This window comes from Pseudomonas sp. Sample_21, from assembly GCF_004307525.1.
GTDB classification, from domain to species: Bacteria; Pseudomonadota; Gammaproteobacteria; order Pseudomonadales; family Pseudomonadaceae; genus Aquipseudomonas; species Aquipseudomonas atacamensis.
In genome coordinates this window covers 1-22602 of sequence record NZ_RCNZ01000136.1, presented here as the reverse complement: position 1 = coordinate 22602, position 22602 = coordinate 1, and the positions used below count along the sequence as shown (strand labels likewise).

The following is a 22602-nucleotide window of genomic DNA, read 5'->3' as shown; positions in this document are numbered from 1 at the left end:
TTGACCGTGGCCATGAGGATCTTGCCCTTGGCTTCCGGCTTGTCGCCTTTCTCCAGTTCGATGAACGGGATCAAGTGCGCCACGGCCTGCTTCATCACGCGCGCGGATTTCACCACCTGCGGGAGGAACATTTTGCCAGCGCCGAACAGGTCGCCGACGATGTTCATGCCGGACATCAATGGGCCTTCGATCACTTCGATCGGCCGCGCAAACGACTGGCGGGATTCTTCGGTGTCTTCGACGATGTGCGTGGTGATGCCCTTGACCAGCGCGTGCTCCAGACGTTTGTTGACGTCCCAGTTGCGCCACTCTTCGGTCTCGGCTTCCTTGACGCTGCCGTCGCCCTTGTACTTGTCGGCGATGGCGAGGAGGGCGTCGGTGCCGTCCGGGGTGCGATTGAGGATCACGTCTTCGACCGCGTCGCGCAGCTCGGCCGGGATCTGATCGTAGATCTCCAGCTGGCCGGCGTTGACGATGCCCATGGTCAGCCCGGCGCGGATGGCGTAGAGCAGGAACACCGAGTGAATCGCCTCACGCACCGGGTTGTTGCCACGGAACGAGAACGACACGTTGGACACGCCGCCGGAGCTCAGCGCGTACGGCAGCTCATCGCGGATGTAGGCGCAGGCATTGATGAAGTCGACGGCGTAGTTGTTGTGCTCTTCGATGCCGGTAGCGACGGCGAAGATGTTCGGGTCGAAGATGATGTCTTCCGGCGGGAAGCCGACTTCATTGACCAGAATGTCGTAGGAGCGTTTGCAGATCTCTTTCTTGCGCGCTTCGGTGTCGGCCTGGCCAGCTTCGTCGAAGGCCATCACCACCACCGCAGCGCCGTAGCGCTTGCACAGCTTGGCGTGATGGATGAACTGCTCGACGCCTTCTTTCATGCTGATCGAGTTGACGATGCCCTTGCCCTGAATGCACTTGAGCCCGGCTTCAATGACTTCCCATTTCGACGAGTCGATCATGATCGGCACGCGCGAGATATCCGGTTCGCCGGCGATCAGATTGAGGAAGGTGACCATGGCCTTCTTCGAATCGAGCATGCCCTCGTCCATGTTGATGTCGATGATCTGCGCGCCGGCCTCGACCTGCTGCAGAGCGACTTCGAGGGCTTCGGTGTAGTTGTCTTCACGGATCAGGCGGGCGAATTTCGCCGAGCCGGTGATGTTGGTGCGCTCGCCGACGTTGACGAACAGCGAGCTGCGATCGATGGTGAACGGCTCCAGACCCGACAGGCGGCAAGCCTTGGGGATGTCTGGAATCTGCCGCGGCGCATAACCGGCCACGGCTTTGGCGATGGCTTCGATGTGGCCCGGCGTGGTGCCGCAGCAACCGCCGACGATGTTGAGAAAACCGCTCTGAGCGAATTCTTCGATGACTTTGGCGGTTTGCGACGGCAGTTCGTCGTACTCGCCGAATTCGTTCGGCAGGCCGGCGTTCGGGTGCGCGGATACGTGGGTGCTGGCCTTGTTCGACAGCTCTTCCAGGTACGGGCGCAGTTCGCTGGCGCCGAGGGCGCAGTTCAAGCCCACGGAAATCGGCTTGGCGTGGGCCACGGAGTTCCAGAACGCCTCGGTGGTCTGGCCGGACAGGGTACGACCGGAGGCGTCGGTGATGGTCCCGGAAATCATGATCGGCAGTTCGATGTGCAGCTCCTCGAACACGCCCTGCACGGCGAAGATCGCCGCTTTGGCGTTGAGGGTGTCGAAAATGGTTTCGATCAGAATCAGGTCGGCGCCGCCCTCGATCAGGCCTTTGGTGGCTTCGGTGTAGTTTTCCACCAGCTCATCGAAGGTCACGTTGCGGTAGCCGGGGTTGTTGACGTCGGGCGACAGCGAGCAGGTGCGGCTGGTCGGGCCGAGCACGCCGGCAACGAAGCGCGGCTTGGCCGGGTTTTCGGCGGTCTTGGCGTCGGCAATCTTGCGCGCCAGACGTGCGCCCTCTACGTTTAACTCGTACGCCAGCTCTTCCATGCCGTAATCGGCCATGGAAATGCGCGTGGCGTTGAAAGTGTTGGTTTCGAGAATGTCGGCGCCGGCGTCCAGATAGGCTTTTTCGATGCCGCCGATCACGTCCGGACGGGTGATCACCAGCAGGTCGTTGTTGCCCTTGACGTCACTCGGCCAGTCCGCGAAGCGCTTGCCGCGATAATCCTGCTCTTCGAGCTTGTAGCTCTGGATCATCGTGCCCATCCCGCCGTCGAGAATCAGGATGCGCTCTTTGAGGGCTTGCTTGAGAGCTTGAAGGCGGACGCTGCGATCGGACATGTGGACTACTCGAAAAGACCATTACGAAGGAGCGGGATCATAGCAAACCTGTGCGCTTTTGGAGCATGTGCAGCTTTTGCATGAATATCGCTCATGTTGGTACGAGCGTCATAACGGTAGAATCGCAGCCTTTTTTTATCATCGAGATCAGCAACATGCCGCACCGCTTCATCAGTTTATGGTTGCTGGTCCTGAGCGGGAGCGTCGCGGCGCAAGATCCTGCCATTTCTTCTTCCATCTCCTACACCCGCGATATCCAACCGATCTTCACCGAGAAGTGCGTAGCCTGCCATGCCTGCTATGACTCGGCCTGTCAGCTCAATCTGGGCAGTGGCGAAGGCGCTGCTCGTGGCGCGAGCAAGATGCCCGTGTACGACGGCGAACGCACTCAGGCAGCACCGACCACGCGCCTGTTTTACGACGCCTTCGGCAAGCGCGCCTGGCAGCAGAAAGACTTCTATTCGGTGCTCGACGCCCAGGGCAGTCAGGCTGCGCTGATGGCACGCATGCTTGAACTCGGCCACAAGACGCCGCTGACGCCGAACGCCAAGCTGCCCGAAGACATTGTCCTGGGGCTCAATCGCAACAATCTATGCGCAATGCCTGCGGAGTTCGACGGATATGCCGGCGCGCACCCGAAAGAGGGCATGCCGCTGGCGGTCACTGGCCTGACCGACCAGCAATACCAGACCCTGCAGCGCTGGCTGGCGTCTGGCGCGCCGATCGACGAACAGAGCCTGGCACCGAGTGCCAAAGAGGCCATGCAGATCCTGCAGTGGGAAAACCTGCTCAACGCCCCCGGTGCGCGGCAGAGTCTGGTGGGGCGCTGGTTGTTCGAACACTGGTATCTGGCGCACATTTATTTCAAGGACGGCGAGCCGGGGCATTATTTCCAGTGGGTACGTTCGCGGACGCCGAGCGGCCAGCCGATCGACCTGATCGCCACGCGCCGCCCCAACGACGACCCGGGCACGCAGGTGTATTACCGCTTGTGGCCGGTGCAGGGGGTGATCGTGCACAAGACGCACATCACTTATCCGCTGAGCGCAGCCAAAATGGCGCGGATCAAGAGCCTGTTCTACAACGGCAACTGGCAGGTCAATGCGCTGCCGGGTTATGGCCCGCAAAGCCGTGCCAATCCGTTTGCCACCTTCGAGGCGATTCCGGCGCAGGCGCGCTATCAGTTCATGCTCGATAACGCCGAATACTTCGTCCGCACCTTCATTCGCGGGCCGGTGTGCCGTGGGCAGATCGCGACCGACGTGATCCGCGACAACTTCTGGGCGCTGTTCCAGGCCCCGGAGCATGACCTCTACATCACCGACCCGAACTACCGTGGCCAGGCCACGCCGCTGCTGGCGATGCCGGGGCAGAACGACGATGTCGGCAGCGTGCTGAGCCTGTGGCGCAACTATCGCGACAAGCGCAACGAATACGAGGCACTGCGCCGTGACAGCTATGCCGATCTGCCGGCGCCGAGCTGGTCGACGCTGTGGGCCGGCAACGACAACGCCTTGCTGAGCATTTTCCGCCACTTCGACAGCGCTTCGGTGACCAAGGGGCTTATCGGTGAGGTGCCGCAGACCATGTGGCTGTTCGACTATCCACTGCTCGAGCGCACCTACTATCAGCTCGCGGTCAACTTCGACGTGTTCGGCAACGTCTCCCATCAGGCGCAGACCCGTCTGTATTTCGACCTGATCCGTAACGGCGCCGAGCAGAACTTCCTGCGCCTGATGCCCGCTGACTCGCGCGAGGATTACCTCAACGATTGGTACCAGGACGGCGGCCAGTTCAAGATGTGGCTCGATTACGAGGCCATCGATGACGACAAACCGACCGCGCTCAAACTCGACGAAAAAGACCCGAAACACGATTTCGCCATGCAGTTGCTGGCGCGCTACGGTGATCTGAACGCGCGGCCGGACCCGATCAATCGCTGCGACGGCGCTTATTGCTCGCGACCGAATATCGATCCGGCGTTGCAGAACGCCGAGCAGGCCCTGAGCCGTCTGGCCTCGCGACCGGCCGCAGGGTTGAAAGTCATCGACCAGTTGCCCGAAGCGACCTTGCTGCGCGTCGAAACCGCCAGCGGCAAGCGCGAGGTCTACAGCGTGCTGCGCAACCGCGCGCACAGCAACGTGGCGTTTTTGCTCGGTGAGTCGCTGCGCTATCAACCGGGCCTCGACACATTGACGATCTATCCGGGCGTACTCACCAGTTACCCGAACTTCATGTTCAACGTACCGGCCGAGCAGGTGCCGGCGTTCGTCGATGCGATGGAGAATGCCAAGGATGCCAATCGGTTCGACAAGATCGTCGAACGCTGGGGCATTCGTCGCAGTCATCCGCAGTTCTGGCTGTATTTCCACGATCTGAGCCAGTACATACACGAAACCGATCCGGTGGAAGAGGGTGTGCTGGATATGAACCGGTACGAGAACCTTTGAGCATTCGCAGGCATATGCCGGGATTCTTTCCCGACAAAAATACTAGGACTTTGTCAGCCGCGCCGATTGGCGTAAACTGCGCCCAAGCCTGCGAGGAGTTTTTATGACCGCTATTACCATTACCGACGCCGCCCATGATTACCTGGCCGATCTGCTCTCCAAGCAGAACACCCCGGGCATCGGCATCCGTGTCTTCATCACCCAGCCTGGCACCCAGTACGCCGAAACCTGCATTGCCTACTGCAAGCCGGGCGAAGAGAAGCCTGAAGATACTGCGCTGGGGCTGAAAAGCTTCACCGCTTACATCGATTCCTTCAGCGAAGCGTTTCTTGACGACGCCGTTGTCGACTATGCCACCGACCGTATGGGCGGCCAGCTGACCATCAAGGCGCCAAATGCCAAGGTGCCGATGGTCAATGCCGACAGCCCGGTCAACGAGCGCATCAACTACTACCTGCAAACCGAGATCAACCCGGGGCTGGCCAGCCACGGCGGTCAGGTCAGCCTGATCGATGTGGTCGAGGACGGCATCGCCGTGTTGCAGTTCGGTGGCGGTTGCCAGGGCTGCGGCCAGGCTGACGTGACCTTGAAGGAAGGCATCGAGCGCACGCTGCTCGAGCGCATCCCGGAGCTCAAGGGCGTTCGCGACGTGACTGACCACACGCAGAAAGAAAACGCCTACTACTAAGGCGTTCGCTGCGAACATGAAAAACGGCGCCCCGTGAGCGCCGTTTTTTTATGCCTGTGGCTTGATCATGCCCACGCTCCGCGTGGGCATGCAGCCCGGGACGCTCCGCGTTCCACTCACGGTCGGTACAAATGCGCATGCCCGGCGCGATACAGCGAAGACTCGCTGAACACTTCACTGCCCAACACCCGCCCGACCAGAATCAGCGCCGTACGCCGAAACCCTTTGGCCTCGACCTTTGCGGCAATGTCCGCCAGTGTACCGACGACCCAGTCCTGATCCGGCCATGTCGCGCGGTGAATCACGGCAATCGGGCAGTCCGCGCCGTAATGCGGCAGCAATTCAACCAAAATCTTTTCCAGATGATTGACCCCCAGATGAATGGCCATGGTCGCGCCATGCTGCGCCAGGCTGGCCAGCTCCTCGCCAACGGGCATCGCGGTCTTGTCGGCGTAACGGGTCAGGATCACGCTTTGCGAGATGTCCGGCAGAGTGAGCTCGGCGCCCAGCAGCGCTGCGCATGCCGCCGTCGCGGTCACGCCCGGAATGATCTCGAAAGGAATGCTCAGCTCACGCAAGTAGCGGATCTGCTCACCAATCGCGCCGTACAGACCTGGATCCCCCGAATGCACGCGGGCAACATCCTGGCCTTTGGCATGGGCCGTCCTGATCAGATCGATGATCTGTTCCAGATGCAGTTCAGCGCTGTTGACCACGGTTTCGGCCTGATGACCTTCCAGCACCGCGGCAGGTACCAGCGAGCCGGCATAAATGATCACCGGGCAGCTGCGAATCAGCCGTTGGCCTTTGACGGTGATGAGCTCCGGGTCGCCGGGGCCGGCGCCGATGAAGTAGACGGTCATCGTTGAATCCTTGTGAAGAGGCGCAGCCCCACTGCAGATGAAGCGTGCTCATGATCAATGGCGGGGATTATCGGGATTTTATGCAGCGCCGGCCAATGCCAGCGTGGCCTGCGCATATTTCTGGCGGTGGATCAGCAGTTTCGCCGGCGCCTGAATCAGTTGCTCGGCCAGCGCCAGCGCGGCGCTTTCCGCCACGCCGTAGCAGCCGGTGCGCTCAAAGGCGATCTGCGATTGATGACTGAGGCGCTGTTGATAAGGCGCCAGTTCGGCACTGTTGAAATACTGCAGGGGCAGGTTCAATTGTGTGGCCAGTTCCAGCAACCCCGGTTCGTCGCGCTTGAGGTCGATACTCGCCAAAGCCTTGACCGCTCGCAGCTCGATGCGGTGCGCCTGCAACGCTTGATCGAGTAATGCACGCAACGTACTGGCCGGGCAGCCGCGCTGGCAGCCGAGGCCGACCACGAAGGTCGGCGCTGCGCGGTCATCGGTCATGCCTGATATCGGCCTGCGCTTTTGCGCCGGAACAACCATGCACTGATCAAGCCCAAGGCCAGCCAGAACGCGACGTTGGTCAGCTGCGAAGCGATTTTGAATTGGGTTTCCAGTGCCTCTGGGGCAAGCATCGAATGCACCTGGGGTTGCGGCGCGCCGATCACATGCGGCACGGCGAGAATCGCCACACCGAGAAGCTTCATCAGCCAGTGGCGGCTGAAGGCGATCAGTGCCAGGCCGACGGCGGTCGATGCGGCAGTGCCGATCCACCAGATCTGCCGCGATGCCAGATCGGCAGCCGCAGTGCCCGGCAATTCAGGTGGCAGGCCCAAGGTCGGCGCGAGAACGAACGTCGCGTAACCGGCCAGACCCCAGAGCAGCCCTTGCGAGGTTTTGGTCGGCGCGCGCAAGGTGTACAGGCCGGCGAGCATCAGGGCGAAACCCACCGCCACCACCAGATTGCCGCCAGTGGTCGAGACCACGCGCTGCCAGCCGTCTTCCGGCTCCCAGGCTTCGCCATCATGGCTGTGGGCGGCGGTGCCGGCGGCGTGTTCGTGAACTTGCGCGACCGGTTCGGATTTCTCGAAGGATTCGGCCTGCAGAATCAGTGGCGATACCCAGAAACTCTGCAGCAGGGTCAGCAGCAGGGCGGCGAGCAAGCCGGTGAAGCCTGCGGTTTGCGCGATACGCTTGATCATCTCGGCAAGCCTCAGTGGCACGGGAACGCGGCGCTGTGGCGGGTATCGTGGGCGGCGTTGTGCACCGCTTCGATGTGCGAGAAACCGGCGAACCAGACCAGACTGGCACCGAGGATCGAGGCGAAGAGGGCGGCGGCGACGCGTTGGCCGAGTGTGGTGCTGCTGGAGATGTTGTCAGTTTGGCTGACGGTATTGCTGATGATCGACATAGCGCTTCCCTCTGAAATGTCAGCGGGTAAACAGAGCGCATGAAAATCCCTGCGAGCCGGGCACGCAGGGATTTCGAACAGCGCCCGCCCACCGCGGGTTTGTTTGTGGTCAGCGGCGCTTGCGCGCGCTGGGTGTTGCGGGCCGGTCTCCGGGCTCGCGAGGGGTTGGCACGAGGCCGACCTGCAAGCATCACCTTCCCATGCCGGGGCACAGTGGATCTGACGCTTCGCTCGCTTACCGTTGCGGGGGCAGCACCGGACTGACATGGCCTTGAGTAAAGCACATGATTCACCGGTTTCCCGTTTCACCCTGTGAAGGGCACCCGTAACAAGGTGGGCAGGAGAACATGGGTTTGGGTTTTTAGTCAATTTCCGGGGAGTTTTCGGTGCTGCGCTGGGGGTGTTTTTCTGATGTTTTTTGTGTGTATATCCGTCGCCGGTGGATCAAGATCAAGATCAAGAGCAGGCGAGCTGACACTCGGCTTATTGAGTGGTGAAAAGCGTGGGTGTTCGGCTTTTAATTTGTGTTGTTGCTGCCCCTCACCCCAGCCCTCTCCCGAGGGAGAGGGAGCCGATTTGTGTGGTGTTCAAAATCTGCATTCGACTCGGTAACGCAAGTCGGCGTATTTCGCCTAAACACCTCGGTCAGTCCCCTCTCCCTCGGGGAGAGGGCTAGGGTGAGGGGCTCTAGATCTGGCTTTTGCTTTGGCTTTGATCTTTTGCCCCTTCAGCAGGCTGCGCCCGGATCGGTCCCGTAACGAAGGTACCCCGAGCCCCAGCGAGCGGGCCGTGCGCCGGGGCAAAGCCTTTTGGTTTCTTTTTGCTGTGCCGGCACTCCGGCGTTTGAAAAAGGGACTCGCTGTAAGAGCGAAACCATAGGAAGCCGTTACCGCAGCAACGGATATACCCCCAGTTTCAGACTCACCGACCATTGACCCACGACGGACCCATGCGTAGCCTTGCGCTTTCGAGGTTCTTCGGCACTCGCCGAAGCTAAGAAGGGAACGCGGTCAAAGCCGCGGCTGCCCCCGCAACTGTGAACGGTGATGTTCGTTGCCACGCCACTGCCAGCTCAACCGATGAGCCAGCGGGAAGGCGCAATGGACGCCAGGTCTCGCGCCTGAACGCCGTCAGCCAGGAGACCTGCCTCGTCACAGATTCTCACTACAACCGGGCGGGGTGATCCGGTGGCGAATGCTTCCGGCGTGCATGCGCGCTGCCGGTTCTCGTCCCGTATGCCCGCCGCTTGCCAAAGGGCATACCGATGAAAACACTGGCCAAACTCCCCGTCACCATCGTCACCGGTTTCCTCGGTTCGGGCAAAACCACGCTGCTGCGGCACATGCTCGACAACGCTCAGGGCCGGCGCATCGCGGTGATCGTCAACGAGTTTGGCGAGCTGGGCATCGACGGTGAAATCCTCAAGCAATGCACCATCGGCTGCACCGAAGAAGAGGCCAGCGGCCGTGTTTACGAACTGGCCAACGGCTGCCTGTGCTGCACGGTGCAGGAAGAATTCTTCCCGGTAATGCGCGAACTGGTTGCCCGTCGCGGCGATCTCGACCACATCCTTATTGAAACCTCGGGCCTGGCCCTGCCAAAACCGCTGGTGCAAGCCTTCCAGTGGCCGGAAATCCGTAGCGCCTGCACAGTTGACGCGGTAATCACCGTTGTCGACAGCCCGGCGGTCGCTGCTGGCACCTTCGCAGCGTTCCCGGATCAGGTCGATGCCCAGCGCAAACTCGATCCGAACCTTGATCACGAGTCGCCGCTGCACGAGTTGTTCGCCGATCAACTGGCCAGTGCTGACCTGGTCATCCTCAACAAGGCCGACCAGACCAGCGCGGAAGATCTGGCTCGGGTGCGCGCTGAAGTCGCCGAAGAGCTGCCGCCAGCGGTAAAAATCATCGAAGCCAGCAACGGCCGCCTGCCGCTCGACGTGTTGATCGGCCTCGGTGCCGGCTCCGAGGAGCACATCGACAGCCGCCACAGTCACCACGATCACCATCACGACGGTGATGACGACGACCACGATCACGACGCCTTCGATTCGATCTCCATCGAACTGCCGCAAGCCGACGAAAGCTTGCTGCTCGACGCGCTGACGCAATTGGTGGTGCAGCACGGCATTCTGCGGGTCAAAGGCTTCGCGGCGATTCCGAACAAGCCGATGCGCCTGTTGATCCAGGGTGTGGGCACGCGTTTCGACAAGCATTTCGACCGTCAGTGGGGCGCCGAAGAAGCGCGCGTCACGCGTCTGGTGCTGATCGGTCAGGAACTCGATGCCGCACAACTCGAAGCGCAATTGCGCGCTGCGCTCAGCGTTTAAGCCATGCACCTGCTCAGGACCCAGCCCGGCGGATTCGTCTCGGACGACAACATTGCCGATCTCGGACAAACCCCCGCCGAGCTGGTGATCCTGTGCAGCGGCGATTCCAGCCTGGCGCTGCTCGCCGAGGCCGCGGAGCAATTGCCCGATGACTACCCGAGCCTGCGTCTGGCCAACCCGATGCAGGTGCAGAATCATGCCTCGGTCGATCTGTATGTCGACGAAGTGCTGCGCCACGCCAAGGTCATTCTGATCTCGCTGCACGGCGGCATCGCCTATTGGCGCTATGGCGTCGAGCGGCTGGTCGAGTTGTCGGAACGCGGCGTGCAACTGATTCTGGTGCCCGGCGATGACCGTCCGGACCCCGAGCTCAGCGACTTGAGCACGGTCAGCGCCGAAGTACGCGATCGACTCTGGCAATTTCTGCGTCAGGGCGGCATGGGCAATGCACTGGATTTCTTCCGTTGCCTGGGCAACCAATGGTTTGCCCGCGATTACCCGTGGAGCGAGCCGCAAACCCTGCCGCGCACGGCGATTTATCACCCACAGAAAAACAGCGCTGCCCTGAGCGACTGGCAAGCCGAATGGCTACCCGGTCAACCGGTGGCGGCGCTGTTGTTTTATCGCTCGCATTTGCAGGCGGCGAACACGGCGTTCATTGATGTGTTCTGTCAGCGTTTGCGGGCAGCCGGGCTCAATCCGCTGCCGATCGCGGTGGCCAGTCTGAAAGAACCCGGTTGCTTGTCTGTGGTCGAGGACTGGCTGGATGAAGTCGAGGCGGGGGTGATTCTCAATACCACCGGTTTTGCCCAGTCCAGCCCCGAAGCGCCGCATCTGCGGCCGTTTCGCCGCAACATCCCAGTGATTCAAGCCATCTGCGCTCAGGACAACGAACCCGGCTGGCGCGACAGCGAACAGGGCCTCGGGCCGCGTGATCTGGCGATGCACATTGCTTTGCCGGAGCTTGACGGGCGCATCATCAGCCGACCGATCAGCTTCAAGGATCTGGCCTGGCGCAGCGAGCGCAGTCAGTCCGATGTGGTCTGCTATCGCGCCCAGCCCGAACGCATGGATTTCGTCGCCGAACTGGCGCGGCGCTGGGTTGATCTGGCGCGCGTGGCCAATGGCAAAAAACGCATCGCGCTGATCCTCGCCAACTATCCGACCCGCGACGGCCGCATCGGCAACGGTGTCGGCCTCGATACGCCAGCGGCGGCGCTGAACATCCTGCGCGCGTTGCGCGAAGAGGGTTATCCGATCACGGCCGAGTTGCCCGAGAGCGGCACCGAACTGATCCAGCAACTGCTCGGCGGTGTCAGCAACGACCTCGATAGTCTCGACCTGCGCCCGTGCCAGCAGAGCCTGGCGATGGATGATTACCTGGCGATGTTCAACGCGTTGCCGGAGGCGAATCGCGCGGCGGTGATGGAGCGTTGGGGGGCGCCGCAAAACGATCCGATGTGCCGCGACGGTCGCCTGATGATCGCCGGTCTGCGTTTCGGTCTGACCTTTGTCGGCATCCAGCCGGCCCGGGGTTATCAGGTCGATCCGAGCGCGGTGTATCACGACCCGGATCTGGTCCCGCCGCACGGCTATCTGGCGTTCTATTTCTGGTTGCGCAACACCTACGGGGCCCACGGCGTGATCCACGTCGGCAAGCATGGCAATCTCGAATGGTTGCCGGGCAAAGGCGTCGGCCTTTCGGAGAATTGCTGGCCGGACGCGCTGCTAGGGCCGCTGCCGAATATCTATCCGTTTATCGTCAACGATCCGGGCGAGGGCGCTCAGGCCAAACGGCGCACGCAGGCGGTGATCATCGACCACTTGATGCCACCGCTGACCCGCGCCGAAACCTACGGGCCGCTGCGCAATCTGGAGCTGCTGGCCGACGAGTATTACGAGGCGCAACTGCTCGATCCGCGCCGCGCCCGTGAGTTGCAACGCGACATTCTGCAATTGGTGCGTGACACGCAGATCGACCGCGAACTGCAACTGGACGCAGCGCTGGACAGCGACGCCGATGCGGCGATCTGGTTGCCGCGTCTCGACACTTATCTGTGCGATTTGAAGGAATCGCAGATTCGCGATGGGTTGCACATTTTTGGCGAATCGCCGAGCGGCCGCTTGCGTATCGACACCTTGCTGGCGTTGCTGCGCATCCCGCGCGGTGACGGCAAGGGCGCGCAGTCGAGTCTGCTGCGAGCACTGGCCAAAGCGTTTGATCTTGGTTTTGATCCGCTGGATTGCGCGTTGGCCGATGCCTGGAGCGGCCCGCGTCCGACCGAGTTGCAGGCCATCAGCGAAGAAGTCTGGCGCACCGCCGGCGACACCCGCGAACGCCTCGAACTCTTCGCTGCAGACCTGATCTCCCAAGCACTGAATGTCCCCTGTGGAAGCGAGCCTGCTCGCGAAAGCGGTGTGTCAGTAAAATATCAGTTGTCTGACCCGACGCCTTCGCGAACAGGCTCGCTCCCAAAAGGGCCGGGGTGGGCTGAGGTAGATTCGATACTCGAGCATCTGCGCGTAGTCGTCGCCCCGCGCCTCGATGCTTGCGGCCCGGCCGAAATGCGCGGTCTGCTTGACGCCCTCAGCGGTCGTTTCGTCCCCGCCGGCCCCAGCGGCGCACCCAGCCGTGGCCGTCTCGACGTGCTGCCCACCGGTCGTAATTTCTATTCGGTGGACGTGCGCAATCTGCCGACCACCACCGCGTGGCGCATCGGATTCCAGTCGGCGACGCTTATCCTCGAACGGCATCTGCAGGACCACGGCGATCACTTGCGCCAACTCGGCTTGTCCGTGTGGGGCACCGCAACCATGCGCACCGGCGGCGACGACATCGCTCAGGCCATGGCGTTGATGGGCGTGCGTCCGGTCTGGGCCACGGGCAGTCAGCGCGTGGATGATTTCGAGATTCTGCCGCTGAGTCTGCTCGATCGTCCAAGAGTCGACGTGACGCTGCGGGTTTCGGGGTTTTTCCGTGATGCGTTTGCCAACCTCATCCGCCTGTTCGACGCCGCCGTGCAAGCGGTGGCCGCGCTGGACGAGCCGGACGACCTGAATCCGCTGGCCGCTAAAGTGCGTGCCGAACGCGAGGCGCTGTTGCAGTCGGGCGTCGATGAAGACACCGCGCGGCGTCAGGCCGAGTGGCGCATCTTCGGCGCGAAACCGGGGGCGTATGGCGCCGGGGTGCAAGGCGCCATCGACGGGCGTTTGTGGCAGACCCGCGAAGACCTCGCCGAGGTCTACCTGAACTGGGGCGCCTACGCTTACGGCGGCGCCGACGAGGGCACGGCTGCCCGCGAGCAGTTCAGCCAGCGTCTGAGCCAGGTACAGGCAGTTCTGCAGAACCAGGACAACCGCGAGCATGACTTGCTCGATTCCAACGATTACTACCAGTTCCAGGGCGGCATGCTCGCGGCGGTGGAGACGCTGCGCGGCGAAGCGGCGGCCAGTTATCACGGCGATCACAGCCAGCCGGATCTGCCGAAGATTCGTACCCTGAAGGAAGAGTTGAACCGCGTGGTGCGCTCGCGCGCGGCGAATCCGAAGTGGATCGACGGAATCAAGCGTCACGGCTACAAAGGCGCGTTCGAACTGGCGGCGACGGTTGATAATCTGTTCGCCTTCGATGCGACTACGCAGTTGATCGATGACCATCAGTACGCGCTGCTGGCGGAGGCATATTTGCTTGATCCGGCGACCCGGGATTTTGTTCGTGAACATAATCCGCATGCTCTGCGCGACATGACCGAACGCATGCTCGAAGCGCAGCAGCGCGGGATGTGGCAGGAGCCTGGGGCTTATAAAGAGGCGCTGGAGAATTTGCTGTTGGATATCGAGGAAGATATGTAGCCGCTAAAAAGCTACCCTCACCCCAGCCCTCTCCCGGAGGGAGAGGGAGCCGATTTGTGTTGGTTTTGAGGCCTGAGTTCAACTCGATAATTCAGGTCGGCGCAACTTGCAAGAACACCCAGATCAGTTCCCTCTCCCTCTGGGAGAGGGTTAGGGTGAGGGCCACCCAACTGACACGCCACTAAAACTCAAGCACACCAAAGACCACGAAAGGGAAAACCCAAATGACCGACACCCCGCATTTCCCACTCTCCGCCGTGGTCGGCGCCGATGACCTGAAGCTCGCCCTGTGCCTGACCGCCATCGACCCGAAAATCGGCGGCGTACTCATCGAAGGTCCGCGCGGCATGGCCAAGTCGACGCTGGCGCGGGGCCTGGCGGATCTGCTCGCCAGCGGCCAGTTTGTCACTTTGCCGTTGGGCGCTACCGAAGAGCGGCTAGTCGGCACCCTCGACCTCGATGCTGCCCTGAGCGACGGTCGCGCGCAGTTTTCGCCCGGTGTTCTGGCCAAGGCTGACGGTGGCGTGCTCTATGTCGATGAGGTCAATCTGCTGCCCGATCACTTGGTCGACCTGCTGCTCGATGTCGCCGCCAGCGGTACCAATCTGATCGAGCGTGACGGCATTTCCCATCGGCATTCGGCCAAATTCGTCCTGATCGGCACCATGAACCCGGAAGAGGGCGAGCTGCGGCCGCAACTGCTTGACCGCTTCGGCTTGAACGTTGCCCTGAGCGGCCACACCGCGCCCGCCGAACGCGGACAGATCATTCGCCGGCGGCTGGATTTCGACAGCGATCCACAAGGGTTCTGCGCGCAGTGGACGAGCGAGCAACACATCCTGCGTTCGCGCTGTGAAAGCGCCCGCGAGCGCTTGGCAGCCATTCCGCTGGATGACGCGGCATTGGCGTTGATTACCGAGCGTTGTTTCGCTGCTGGCGTCGATGGCTTGCGTGCCGATCTGGTCTGGTTGCGCGCGGCCCGCGCCCATGCCGCGTGGCGTGGGGCGGATGCGATTGCTGAAGAGGACATCGACGCGGTGGCCGAATTTGCCCTGCGCCATCGCCGTCGCGAGCAGCCCTTGGCTGGCGCAGAGCCACAAGCGCAATCTCCGTCAGGCGCAGACAGCAAATCCGGTGAAGGGCAGGGCCAGTGGGGCGAGATGCCGGCGACGGCGCAAGCCACCGGTGCCCGCCGCGAAGTTCCGAGCTGGCCGCCCCTGGCAAAAAAGCCCTAGGCATTCGCCCCCGGTCCGACGCGGGGGCGAATGCCAAGCCCCGTGCCGGACAACTCGACAATGGCCGCCAGGGCCAGCGGCATGGGGCCGGCAGCGGATCGGTGAACTGGCCGGGCACACTGCTCAATGGCCGCCCCCAGCGCCGCGCCGATCTGCTGTTTCAACAGCGCACCCGCGCGCCCCATGAAGTCTGGCTGGTGATCGTCGACGCGTCGGCCTCGACCCGTCGCCATCAGGCCTTGAGCGATGCCAAGGGCCTGCTCGCGCAGCTGTTCGACGATGCTTATCGCCAGCGGGCGCGGCTAGCGTTGCTGACCGCCAGTGGTTCTACGCCGAAATGGCAGGTGCAAGGCTTGAAGGCCTCAAGCGGCCTGGGCGTCTGGCTCGACGGTCTGGGCGCCGGTGGCGGCACGCCGTTGCTCGCGGCACTGGAGCAGGCGCAGCAATGGCTGACGCTGCGACGCAAGCGCTTTTCTGCCGAACAGCAACGCTGCCTGATCGTGACCGATGGTCGCGTGAAAGAACTGTCGGCGTTGCCAGTGCTGGCGTGTCCGGGATTGCTGATCGACATCGAGCGCGGGCCGATTCGACTGGGCCGGGCGAAGGATCTGGCGACCGCGCTGCAAGCGCAGTATCAGCATATCGATGAGCTGGATTTGCGCTGAAATCCGCCGCACCGCTCGCACCCTGTGGGAGCGAGCCTGCTCGCGAAGGCTGCTTCAGCAACGCTGAAAGTCTGCGATCAAGGTCATTCATACAGATTTTGAAATGATTTACCGCTGTGGAGCAGGTCGGTCGACGCTGTACGCTCGAAGGCCATTTTTCATTCAGGATCTACATGAACACCCTCTCGGAGCCTCCCAGTCAGCACTCTCCAGCACGCCTTCGCGCGGTCTTGATCCTTTCGCAGCACCCCGTCTTCCGACTCCCGACTATGGTTGATAACGCGGCTCTTGAGCCTTTGCGTTGCACTTCGCCGTGTCCGGCCGCCTGAATTCACTGAAGAGAGATCGAGACGTTTTATGGAATGGTTAGCGGATCCCACAGCCTGGTTAGGCCTGTTGACTCTGATCGTGCTGGAACTGGTACTGGGTATCGACAACCTGGTGTTCATCGCAATTCTTGCCGACAAACTGCCGCCGCATCAGCGTGATCGCGCGCGGATCATCGGCCTGTCGCTGGCGTTGATCATGCGCCTGGGCCTGTTGGCGAGCATTTCCTGGCTGGTTACGCTCACGCAGCCGTTGTTCGAGGTGTTCGACAAGAGCTTCTCCGGTCGTGATCTGATCATGCTGTTCGGTGGCGTGTTCCTGTTGTTCAAGGCGACGATGGAGTTGCATGAGCGGCTCGAAGGCCATGTCGGCGAGCGCTCGACCAACACAGCCTACGCGCTGTTCTGGCCAATCGTGGCGCAGATTGTGGTGCTCGACGCGGTGTTCTCCCTCGACGCGGTGATTACCGCCGTGGGCATGGTCGATGAACTGGCGGTGATGATGATCGCCGTGATCATTTCCATCGGCCTGATGATCGTTGCCAGCAAGCCGCTGACCCGCTTCGTCAACGCACATCCGACCGTGATCATGCTGTGTCTGGGCTTCCTGATGATGATCGGTTTTGCCCTGACCGCAGAAGGTCTGGGCTTCCATATCCCGAAAGGTTACCTGTACGCCGCCATCGGTTTCTCGATCCTCATCGAAGTCTTCAACCAGATCGCCCGGGCTCGGCGCAAACGTTCGATGCAGGGCGTGCGCCCGATGCGCGAGCGCACAGCCCATGCGGTGATGCGTCTGCTCGGTGGCCGCAAGCTGGCGGCGGAGGAGGTTGGTGAGGAAATCTCCGATCTGCTGGACAACGGTGAAGCGCCGGTGGCCGAGCTGTTCGACCGTCGTGAGCGGGTGATGATCAGCGGTGTGCTGCAACTGGCGGAGCGGCCGATTCGCAACCTGATGACGGTGCGCGCCGACGTTGACCTGATTGATCTTGCCGATGACGCCGAAACCATTCGCACGAAGTTGATGCATTCGTCGTATTCACGCTTGCCGCTGATTCGCGATGGCGCGGTGGACGAGCCGCTTGGCTTCGTACACAAGAAGGAATTGCTCAAGGAGTATCTGGCCGGCAATGAGCCGAACCTGGAGCATCTGGCACGCAAGACCGTCAATCTGCTCGACAGTTATTCGATCCTCAATGCCCTGGAGCAGATGCGCGCGGCATCGACGCACATCGCCTTCGTGGTCAATGAGTTTGGCGATTTCGTCGGTGTATTGACGATGACTGACATCCTCGAATCGATCGCCGGTGAGTTGCCCGATGCCAGTGAAATCGAAGGCCCTGATGTGGTCGAAGAGCGCGGCGGGTTTCTGGTCAGCGGCGCGCTGCCCTTGGCTCGCGTTCGCCAGCGTACCGGCTTCGATGCCGAGCCGACCGAGGATTATCAGACCATGGCCGGGTTGGTCATGAGTCTGCTGGATCGGTTGCCGATGACCGGTGATCGACTGGAATACGAGGGCTGGCAACTGACCGTCAAAGCGGTAGAAGAACGGCGGGTGACGCGGGTGTTGCTGGAGCGTGAGGTGGCTTGAGCATTCGCGGAATGGCGCAGCGGTCGCTGCGCTTGTTACTGATGAAACGTAAAGCGGTCCTTGCCCGTATGCTTTGATGCGTACAACGCCGCATCCGCCTTGATCAGCGCCTGATTCAACGAGTCACCCTCAGCCACCCGGGTAATGCCGATGCTGATGGTGACCGGGTGCTGGGTGGGCTGTTCACGCACTGATTGGCACAGTTGCGTGGCAAGGCTTTCAACATCCTCGCGCCGCACTCCCGCCAGATAGATCGCGAACTCCTCACCGCCCATACGCGCGTAGTCAAACGCAATCATCACTGTCTTGATATCGGCAGCGACGCGAATGAGCACCTCATCACCAATGTCATGCCCGTAGGTGTCGTTGACCTTCTTGAAGTTGTCGATGTCGATCATCATCAGGTAATGATCGCGCTCGCGCGGGCTTGCCAGCAGCCGTTGCCCTGCGTGGGTCATGAATGAGCGTCGGTTGGGAATCTGCGTCAGCGGGTCGTTATAGGCCTGATCCAGCAGCAGCCGCGACATCAGGTAGTTGTTCAGCTTGGCCTCACGAAACTTCAAGAAGGTGTACACCGTGAGTGCGCAGAGAAACACGCTGTAGCAGGCAGTCAGGACGCCGCGCAGTTCAGTGATTTCGGTAGTGGTGGCAAGAAACGGGTTGAGGATCACCCAGATCACAACTTGTACCGCAAAGAACGCCCAGCGCCGCAGCGGCAGTACCGACACGCTGTACAACATGCTCGCTGCTGCCAGCACCAGCCACAAGCTGTGCGAAGCAGGCGCGAGGCCGTCGACGATCATTCGCACACCGACGGTCAATCCCAGGACCAGCAACAGGGTGAGCACATCGAAATGGCTAGCCCTGCGCGTAAAACCGAGCACCACCGTCAACAGCGCGAAACCAGCGAGAAACGCCATCGAGCGCCACGTGAAGCCTTGGCCGCCGAGAAAACTGACGATCAGATCAAACAGCAGCCACATGAACACACTGACCACGTAGATCAACAGGCTGAACGGTTTGAGCCGTTCGAACTCGCGCTGGAGAAACTCTTCCCTCAACTCGTTAGACGCGGTTTCCTTCAACGCTTGCGCTTCAATGGTTTCGAACATGCTTATCCCGCTGTCTGCGCCGATCCTGGCAACCACCCGAACCGGCGGGCGGCGCGCAATGTGTTCGCTCAACAGCAAAGCAGGCAGACAGCGGGTTGTCCAATCCCGGTCGGGTTCAGCGCAGAAGCCGGTGGCGCGAACCAGTGACGGTGCGCAATGACTTGAGTGTTCGCCTCAGCCATGCCAGATCATGGTGAGGTTTGCGTGGCGTTGCGGGAGCCTTTGTCCTGCCGACATGCCGGGCCATATCCCTCGCCAGGCTTTCCTCGGTGCCGATACCTTTGAGCTTTTTCAGCAGTCTGCCGTTTTTATAGAACAGCACTGTTGGCGTGCCCGTGACGTTCGGGTGCTTGGGCGATTGGCTGGTGTTGAGCATAAAGATGTTGGCGCGCAGTCGGTAAGGCTCGGCAATCTGCCGAAAGACCGGCCCGGCCCATTCGCAGGCGGGGCAGTGTTCATTGGCGAAATACAGAATGACCGGACGCCAGGTTTTCAGGGCTTTGCGGTAAACCGGGTCCAGCGCGGAAGTAGTGTTTGTGGCGTTCATCGAAGGGTCCTTTTCAACGAGCGGGTAGGCACCTTGACGTTAAAGGAGCAGGGGCGTCGCGGTCTACTGTCAGAAATTACAGGTGGGCTGCGTAACCACGAGATTAATCGCACAAGAACGCCAGATAGACCTGACAACCAATGCGGGAACCTCACAAGAAACCGCGTGGTAACCTCAATGCATTGCGCCGAGCATCACTTGGAGTGCTATTTTGAGCACTCATCAGAGCACTTCAAGAGGCACAGTTCATGACGCACATTGTTCTTTCTCACGTCGTAGCGAGTATTTCCGAATTGAAAAAAAATCCTATGGGTACAGTGGCAGCTGGTGGAGGCCGGTCTGTGGCGATCCTTAATCGAAACGAACCGGCCTTCTACTGTGTTCCTGCCAAGGAATATGAAGCAATGATGGAGCGCCTGGAGGATCTGGAACTGATCGCCCTTTGCAAGGAGCGAGAAAACGATCCGACCATCAAGGTATCCATTGATGACCTATGAACTGGAATTTTCTGAAAAGGCTTGGAAGGAGTGGCGAAAGCTTGGGTCGGAGCTCAGAGAGCAGTTCAAAAATAAACTTGTTGAAAGGCTGGCAAATCCCCACGTTCCGGCGGCTCGTCTGAAAGGATTGAGTAACGCCTATAAAATCAAGCTTCGAAGCGCTGGATATCGGTTGGTCTATCGGGTCAGGGACGAGGTACTGGTCGTTACGGTGATAGCGGTTGGGAAACGGCAAGGTGGTGATGTGTACAGGCAGGCACTCAAACGCTGACACAGGTATTGCTCAACTGTAACCCTGATTCGCACCATCACGACGCCATCTGACCCAAGTTGGGAACGAATCACCCCTTTCATTAGTGATCGCAGGGACCTTCCTGCGTGTTGGGTCGGACCGATCAATTGGTCCGCAAGTCCATATCTCCTTGATTAACAAAGCATTCAATACGACTACAGATTTCTCCTGATTCCTGTGGCACACTTTCTGCTGTCTATTCCGTAGTAACAAACCGTGTTCCGGTATAGCGGAATAAACACAATTCTGGAGTGCTTGCCATGCATCGCCGTCCTTCGTTGTTCAAAGCGTGTGTTTTTGTTCTTGCAGCTTCTTCCTCGGTCATGGGCCTGGCCCAGGCTGCCGACAGCAAGCTCGACAGTGTTCTGGCCCGTGGCAAGTTGATCGTGGGCACTGGCAGCACCAATGCGCCGTGGCACTTTCAGGGCGCGGACGGCAAGTTGCAGGGTTTTGATATCGACATCGCCAGGATCGTGGCCAAAGGGCTGTTCAACGACCCGAGCAAAGTCGAGTTCGTGGTGCAGTCGTCCGATGCGCGGATTCCCAATCTGCTCACCGACAAGGTCGACATGAGCTGCCAGTTCATCACCGTTACCGCCAGCCGCGCACAGCAAGTCGCGTTCACCCTGCCGTACTACCGCGAAGGTGTTGGCCTGCTGTTGCCGAACAACAGCAAGTACAAGGAAATCGAAGACCTGCAGGCGGCGGGCGATGACGTCACCGTTGCGGTGCTGCAGAACGTCTACGCCGAAGAACTGGTGCATCAGGCATTGCCCAAGGCCAAAGTCGATCAGTACGACAGCGTCGACTTGATGTACCAGGCCGTGAACTCCGGTCGCGCCGATGCCGCCGCCACCGATCAGTCGTCGGTCAAATACCTGATGGTGCAGAACCCTGGCCGCTACCGCAGCCCGAGCTACGCCTGGAGCCCGCAGACTTACGCTTGCGCCGTCAAACGTGGCGATCAGGACTGGCTGAACTTCGTCAACACCGCGCTGCATGAAGCCATGAGCGGAGTTGAGTTCCCGACCTACGCCGCTTCGTTCAAACAATGGTTCGGTGTTGATCTGCCATCTCCAGCCATCGGTTTCCCTGTCGAATTCAAATGATCCCGTGAGAGTGGGGCGAGTCAAATCGCCCCGCTCAAGGTACTGCTGACCATGAACTATCAGTTGAACTTTGCCGCCGTGTGGCGCGATTTCGACACCTTGCTGGCGGGGCTCGGTCTGGGCTTGCAGCTGGCGCTGGTGTCGATCGCCATCGGCTGCGTGATTGGCCTGCTGATGGCGTTTGCCTTGCTCTCCAAACATCGCGCCTTGCGGGTGTTGGCCTCGGTGTACGTCACGGTAGTGCGTAACACGCCGATCCTGGTGTTGATTCTGTTGATCTACTTTGCACTGCCCAGCCTTGGCATTCGGCTGGACAAGATTCCTTCGTTCATCATCACGCTGTCGCTGTATGCCGGCGCGTACCTGACCGAAGTCTTCCGTGGCGGCTTGCTGAGCATTCCCAAAGGCCAGCGCGAAGCCGGGCTGGCAATCGGTCTCGGTGAATGGCAGGTCAAGGCTTACGTCACCGTGCCGGTGATGCTGCGCAACGTGTTGCCGGCGCTGTCGAACAACTTCATTTCGCTGTTCAAGGACACCTCGCTTGCCGCTGCGATTGCGGTACCGGAGCTGACCTATTACGCGCGCAAGATCAACGTCGAGAGCTACCGGGTGATCGAAACCTGGCTGGTGACCACGGCGTTGTATGTCGCGGCCTGTTATCTCATTGCCATGCTGCTGCGTTACCTCGAGCAGCGTCTGGCGATCCGCCGATAGGAGGCTGCGATGTACCAATCTCCCAGTTGGTTGCATGAATTGTGGGTCGCGCGCGAGCCGTTGTGGCAGGGCTTTCTGACCAGCGTGCAGGTCTCGGCGCTGGCCATTGTCCTGGGCACCATGCTCGGCGTGGTTGCCGGCCTGGTCCTGACTTACGGCAGATTCTGGATGCGTGCGCCGTTTCGGCTGTACGTCGATCTGATTCGCGGCACGCCGGTGTTTGTATTGGTGCTGGCCTGCTTTTATATGGCGCCGGCGCTCGGCTGGCAGATCAGCGCGTTTCAGGCCGGAGCCCTGGGCCTGACGCTGTTCTGCGGCTCGCACGTCGCCGAGATTGTCCGTGGTGCGCTGCAAGCCTTGCCGCGCGGGCAGATGGAGGCGGGGAAAGCCATCGGCCTGACGTTCTACCAATCCCTCGGCTACGTGCTGTTGCCTCAGGCGCTGCGGCAGATTTTGCCGACCTGGGTCAACTCGTCCACCGAAATCGTCAAGGCTTCGACCTTGCTCTCGGTGATCGGCGTCGCCGAATTGCTGCTCAGCACGCAACAGATCATCGCCCGGAACTTCATGACCCTGGAGTTCTACCTGTTCGCCGGTTTTCTGTTCTTCGTCATCAACTACGGCATCGAATTACTCGGCCGGCACATTGAAAAGCGGGTGGCC

General features: G+C 60.8%; 19 protein-coding genes and 2 riboswitches. Of the genes, 12 read left to right on the top strand and 7 right to left on the bottom strand.

Features of this window, described 5'->3' with window-relative positions; translation table 11 throughout:
• Positions 1–2270, bottom strand: a 2270-nt coding sequence (gene metH / locus D8U71_RS25670) for a methionine synthase (protein ID WP_130889013.1), incomplete at its 3' end; no start/stop codon positions are given.
• A 155-nt stretch (positions 2271–2425) separates the two neighbouring features.
• Between metH and D8U71_RS25665 the strand changes: the two genes are divergently transcribed.
• Both D8U71_RS25665 and nfuA read left to right on the top strand, forming a co-directional pair.
• Complete coding sequence (locus D8U71_RS25665) at positions 2426–4720, top strand: fatty acid cis/trans isomerase (RefSeq protein ID WP_130889012.1); 2295 nt, start codon at positions 2426–2428, stop codon at positions 4718–4720.
• 103 nt (positions 4721–4823) lie between these two features.
• Complete coding sequence (gene nfuA / locus D8U71_RS25660) at positions 4824–5408, top strand: Fe-S biogenesis protein NfuA (protein ID WP_003225494.1); 585 nt, start codon at positions 4824–4826, stop codon at positions 5406–5408.
• Positions 5409–5524: 116 nt separating this feature from the next.
• On the opposite strand, the gene cobM is transcribed toward nfuA, so the two are convergent.
• From cobM to D8U71_RS25640, 4 genes are all read right to left on the bottom strand, one after another.
• On the bottom strand, positions 5525–6271 hold the full coding sequence (cobM, locus tag D8U71_RS25655) for a precorrin-4 C(11)-methyltransferase (RefSeq protein ID WP_016774483.1): 747 nt from the start codon (positions 6269–6271) through the stop codon (positions 5525–5527).
• Between the two features lie 78 nt (positions 6272–6349).
• The gene (locus tag D8U71_RS25650) at positions 6350–6763 is read right to left on the bottom strand and encodes a cobalamin biosynthesis protein (protein ID WP_071172073.1); all 414 of its coding nucleotides are present in this window, start codon (positions 6761–6763) and stop codon (positions 6350–6352) included.
• Complete coding sequence (locus D8U71_RS25645; protein ID WP_110599348.1) at positions 6760–7461, bottom strand: CbtA family protein; 702 nt, start codon at positions 7459–7461, stop codon at positions 6760–6762. Before D8U71_RS25645 ends, D8U71_RS25650 begins: the two co-directional genes overlap by 4 nt.
• 11 nt (positions 7462–7472) lie before the next feature.
• Positions 7473–7670, bottom strand: coding sequence for a CbtB domain-containing protein (locus D8U71_RS25640; RefSeq protein WP_130889011.1), 198 nt, complete (start codon positions 7668–7670; stop codon positions 7473–7475).
• A gap of 122 nt (positions 7671–7792) precedes the next feature.
• Positions 7793–8012: riboswitch (cobalamin riboswitch) on the bottom strand.
• A 611-nt stretch (positions 8013–8623) separates the two neighbouring features.
• A riboswitch (cobalamin riboswitch) is annotated at positions 8624–8836 on the top strand.
• A gap of 98 nt (positions 8837–8934) precedes the next feature.
• On the opposite strand from D8U71_RS25640, the gene cobW reads away from it, so the two are divergent.
• From cobW to D8U71_RS25610, 5 genes are all read left to right on the top strand, one after another.
• Complete coding sequence (cobW, locus tag D8U71_RS25630; protein ID WP_024012737.1) at positions 8935–9999, top strand: cobalamin biosynthesis protein CobW; 1065 nt, start codon at positions 8935–8937, stop codon at positions 9997–9999.
• 3 nt (positions 10000–10002) lie between these two features.
• Entirely contained in the window at positions 10003–13851 is a 3849-nt protein-coding gene (gene cobN / locus D8U71_RS25625; RefSeq protein WP_130889010.1) for a cobaltochelatase subunit CobN, read from the top strand.
• A 224-nt stretch (positions 13852–14075) separates the two neighbouring features.
• Positions 14076–15086: an AAA family ATPase gene (locus D8U71_RS25620; protein ID WP_130889009.1), complete on the top strand. Its 1011-nt coding sequence runs from the start codon at positions 14076–14078 to the stop codon at positions 15084–15086.
• On the top strand, positions 15059–15751 hold the full coding sequence (locus D8U71_RS25615; protein WP_130889014.1) for a VWA domain-containing protein: 693 nt from the start codon (positions 15059–15061) through the stop codon (positions 15749–15751). Before D8U71_RS25620 ends, D8U71_RS25615 begins: the two co-directional genes overlap by 28 nt.
• A 357-nt stretch (positions 15752–16108) precedes the next feature.
• Positions 16109–17668, top strand: coding sequence for a TerC family protein (locus D8U71_RS25610; RefSeq protein ID WP_130889008.1), 1560 nt, complete (start codon positions 16109–16111; stop codon positions 17666–17668).
• A 35-nt stretch (positions 17669–17703) separates the two neighbouring features.
• Here the strand turns inward: D8U71_RS25610 and D8U71_RS25605 are convergent, their stop codons facing one another.
• On the bottom strand, positions 17704–18780 hold the full coding sequence (locus tag D8U71_RS25605) for a GGDEF domain-containing protein (protein WP_125926828.1): 1077 nt from the start codon (positions 18778–18780) through the stop codon (positions 17704–17706).
• A gap of 115 nt (positions 18781–18895) precedes the next feature.
• Positions 18896–19327 (bottom strand): thioredoxin family protein, encoded by a 432-nt coding sequence (locus tag D8U71_RS25600; protein WP_130889007.1) that lies wholly within the window; start codon positions 19325–19327, stop codon positions 18896–18898.
• 248 nt (positions 19328–19575) lie between these two features.
• On the opposite strand from D8U71_RS25600, the gene D8U71_RS25595 reads away from it, so the two are divergent.
• From D8U71_RS25595 to D8U71_RS25575, 5 genes are all read left to right on the top strand, one after another.
• Entirely contained in the window at positions 19576–19824 is a 249-nt protein-coding gene (locus D8U71_RS25595; RefSeq protein ID WP_039758605.1) for a type II toxin-antitoxin system Phd/YefM family antitoxin, read from the top strand.
• Positions 19814–20095, top strand: coding sequence for a type II toxin-antitoxin system RelE/ParE family toxin (locus D8U71_RS25590; RefSeq protein WP_039758603.1), 282 nt, complete (start codon positions 19814–19816; stop codon positions 20093–20095). The genes D8U71_RS25595 and D8U71_RS25590 overlap by 11 nt, the downstream gene beginning before the upstream one ends.
• 281 nt (positions 20096–20376) lie before the next feature.
• Positions 20377–21225, top strand: a complete 849-nt coding sequence (locus tag D8U71_RS25585) for a transporter substrate-binding domain-containing protein (RefSeq protein WP_130889006.1) — start codon at positions 20377–20379, stop codon at positions 21223–21225.
• Positions 21226–21276: 51 nt separating this feature from the next.
• Entirely contained in the window at positions 21277–21939 is a 663-nt protein-coding gene (locus D8U71_RS25580; RefSeq protein WP_024012746.1) for an amino acid ABC transporter permease, read from the top strand.
• A gap of 9 nt (positions 21940–21948) precedes the next feature.
• Positions 21949–22602: amino acid ABC transporter permease (locus D8U71_RS25575; RefSeq protein WP_130889005.1), on the top strand; the 654-nt coding region annotated here is incomplete at its 3' end.

Bases quoted from the DNA above. Each gene is read 5' to 3' on its own strand.
- D8U71_RS25665 (WP_130889012.1), top strand. From the start codon at position 2,426: ATGCCGCACCGCTTCATCAGTTTATGGTTGCTGGTCCTGAGCGGGAGC.
- nfuA (WP_003225494.1), top strand. From the start codon at position 4,824: ATGACCGCTATTACCATTACCGACGCCGCCCATGATTACCTGGCCGAT.
- cobM (WP_016774483.1), bottom strand. From the start codon at position 6,271: ATGACCGTCTACTTCATCGGCGCCGGCCCCGGCGACCCGGAGCTCATC.
- D8U71_RS25650 (WP_071172073.1), bottom strand. From the start codon at position 6,763: ATGACCGATGACCGCGCAGCGCCGACCTTCGTGGTCGGCCTCGGCTGC.
- D8U71_RS25645 (WP_110599348.1), bottom strand. From the start codon at position 7,461: ATGATCAAGCGTATCGCGCAAACCGCAGGCTTCACCGGCTTGCTCGCC.
- D8U71_RS25640 (WP_130889011.1), bottom strand. From the start codon at position 7,670: ATGTCGATCATCAGCAATACCGTCAGCCAAACTGACAACATCTCCAGC.
- cobW (WP_024012737.1), top strand. From the start codon at position 8,935: ATGAAAACACTGGCCAAACTCCCCGTCACCATCGTCACCGGTTTCCTC.
- cobN (WP_130889010.1), top strand. From the start codon at position 10,003: ATGCACCTGCTCAGGACCCAGCCCGGCGGATTCGTCTCGGACGACAAC.
- D8U71_RS25620 (WP_130889009.1), top strand. From the start codon at position 14,076: ATGACCGACACCCCGCATTTCCCACTCTCCGCCGTGGTCGGCGCCGAT.
- D8U71_RS25610 (WP_130889008.1), top strand. From the start codon at position 16,109: ATGGAATGGTTAGCGGATCCCACAGCCTGGTTAGGCCTGTTGACTCTG.
- D8U71_RS25605 (WP_125926828.1), bottom strand. From the start codon at position 18,780: ATGTTCGAAACCATTGAAGCGCAAGCGTTGAAGGAAACCGCGTCTAAC.
- D8U71_RS25600 (WP_130889007.1), bottom strand. From the start codon at position 19,327: ATGAACGCCACAAACACTACTTCCGCGCTGGACCCGGTTTACCGCAAA.
- D8U71_RS25595 (WP_039758605.1), top strand. From the start codon at position 19,576: ATGACGCACATTGTTCTTTCTCACGTCGTAGCGAGTATTTCCGAATTG.
- D8U71_RS25590 (WP_039758603.1), top strand. From the start codon at position 19,814: ATGACCTATGAACTGGAATTTTCTGAAAAGGCTTGGAAGGAGTGGCGA.
- D8U71_RS25585 (WP_130889006.1), top strand. From the start codon at position 20,377: ATGCATCGCCGTCCTTCGTTGTTCAAAGCGTGTGTTTTTGTTCTTGCA.
- D8U71_RS25580 (WP_024012746.1), top strand. From the start codon at position 21,277: ATGAACTATCAGTTGAACTTTGCCGCCGTGTGGCGCGATTTCGACACC.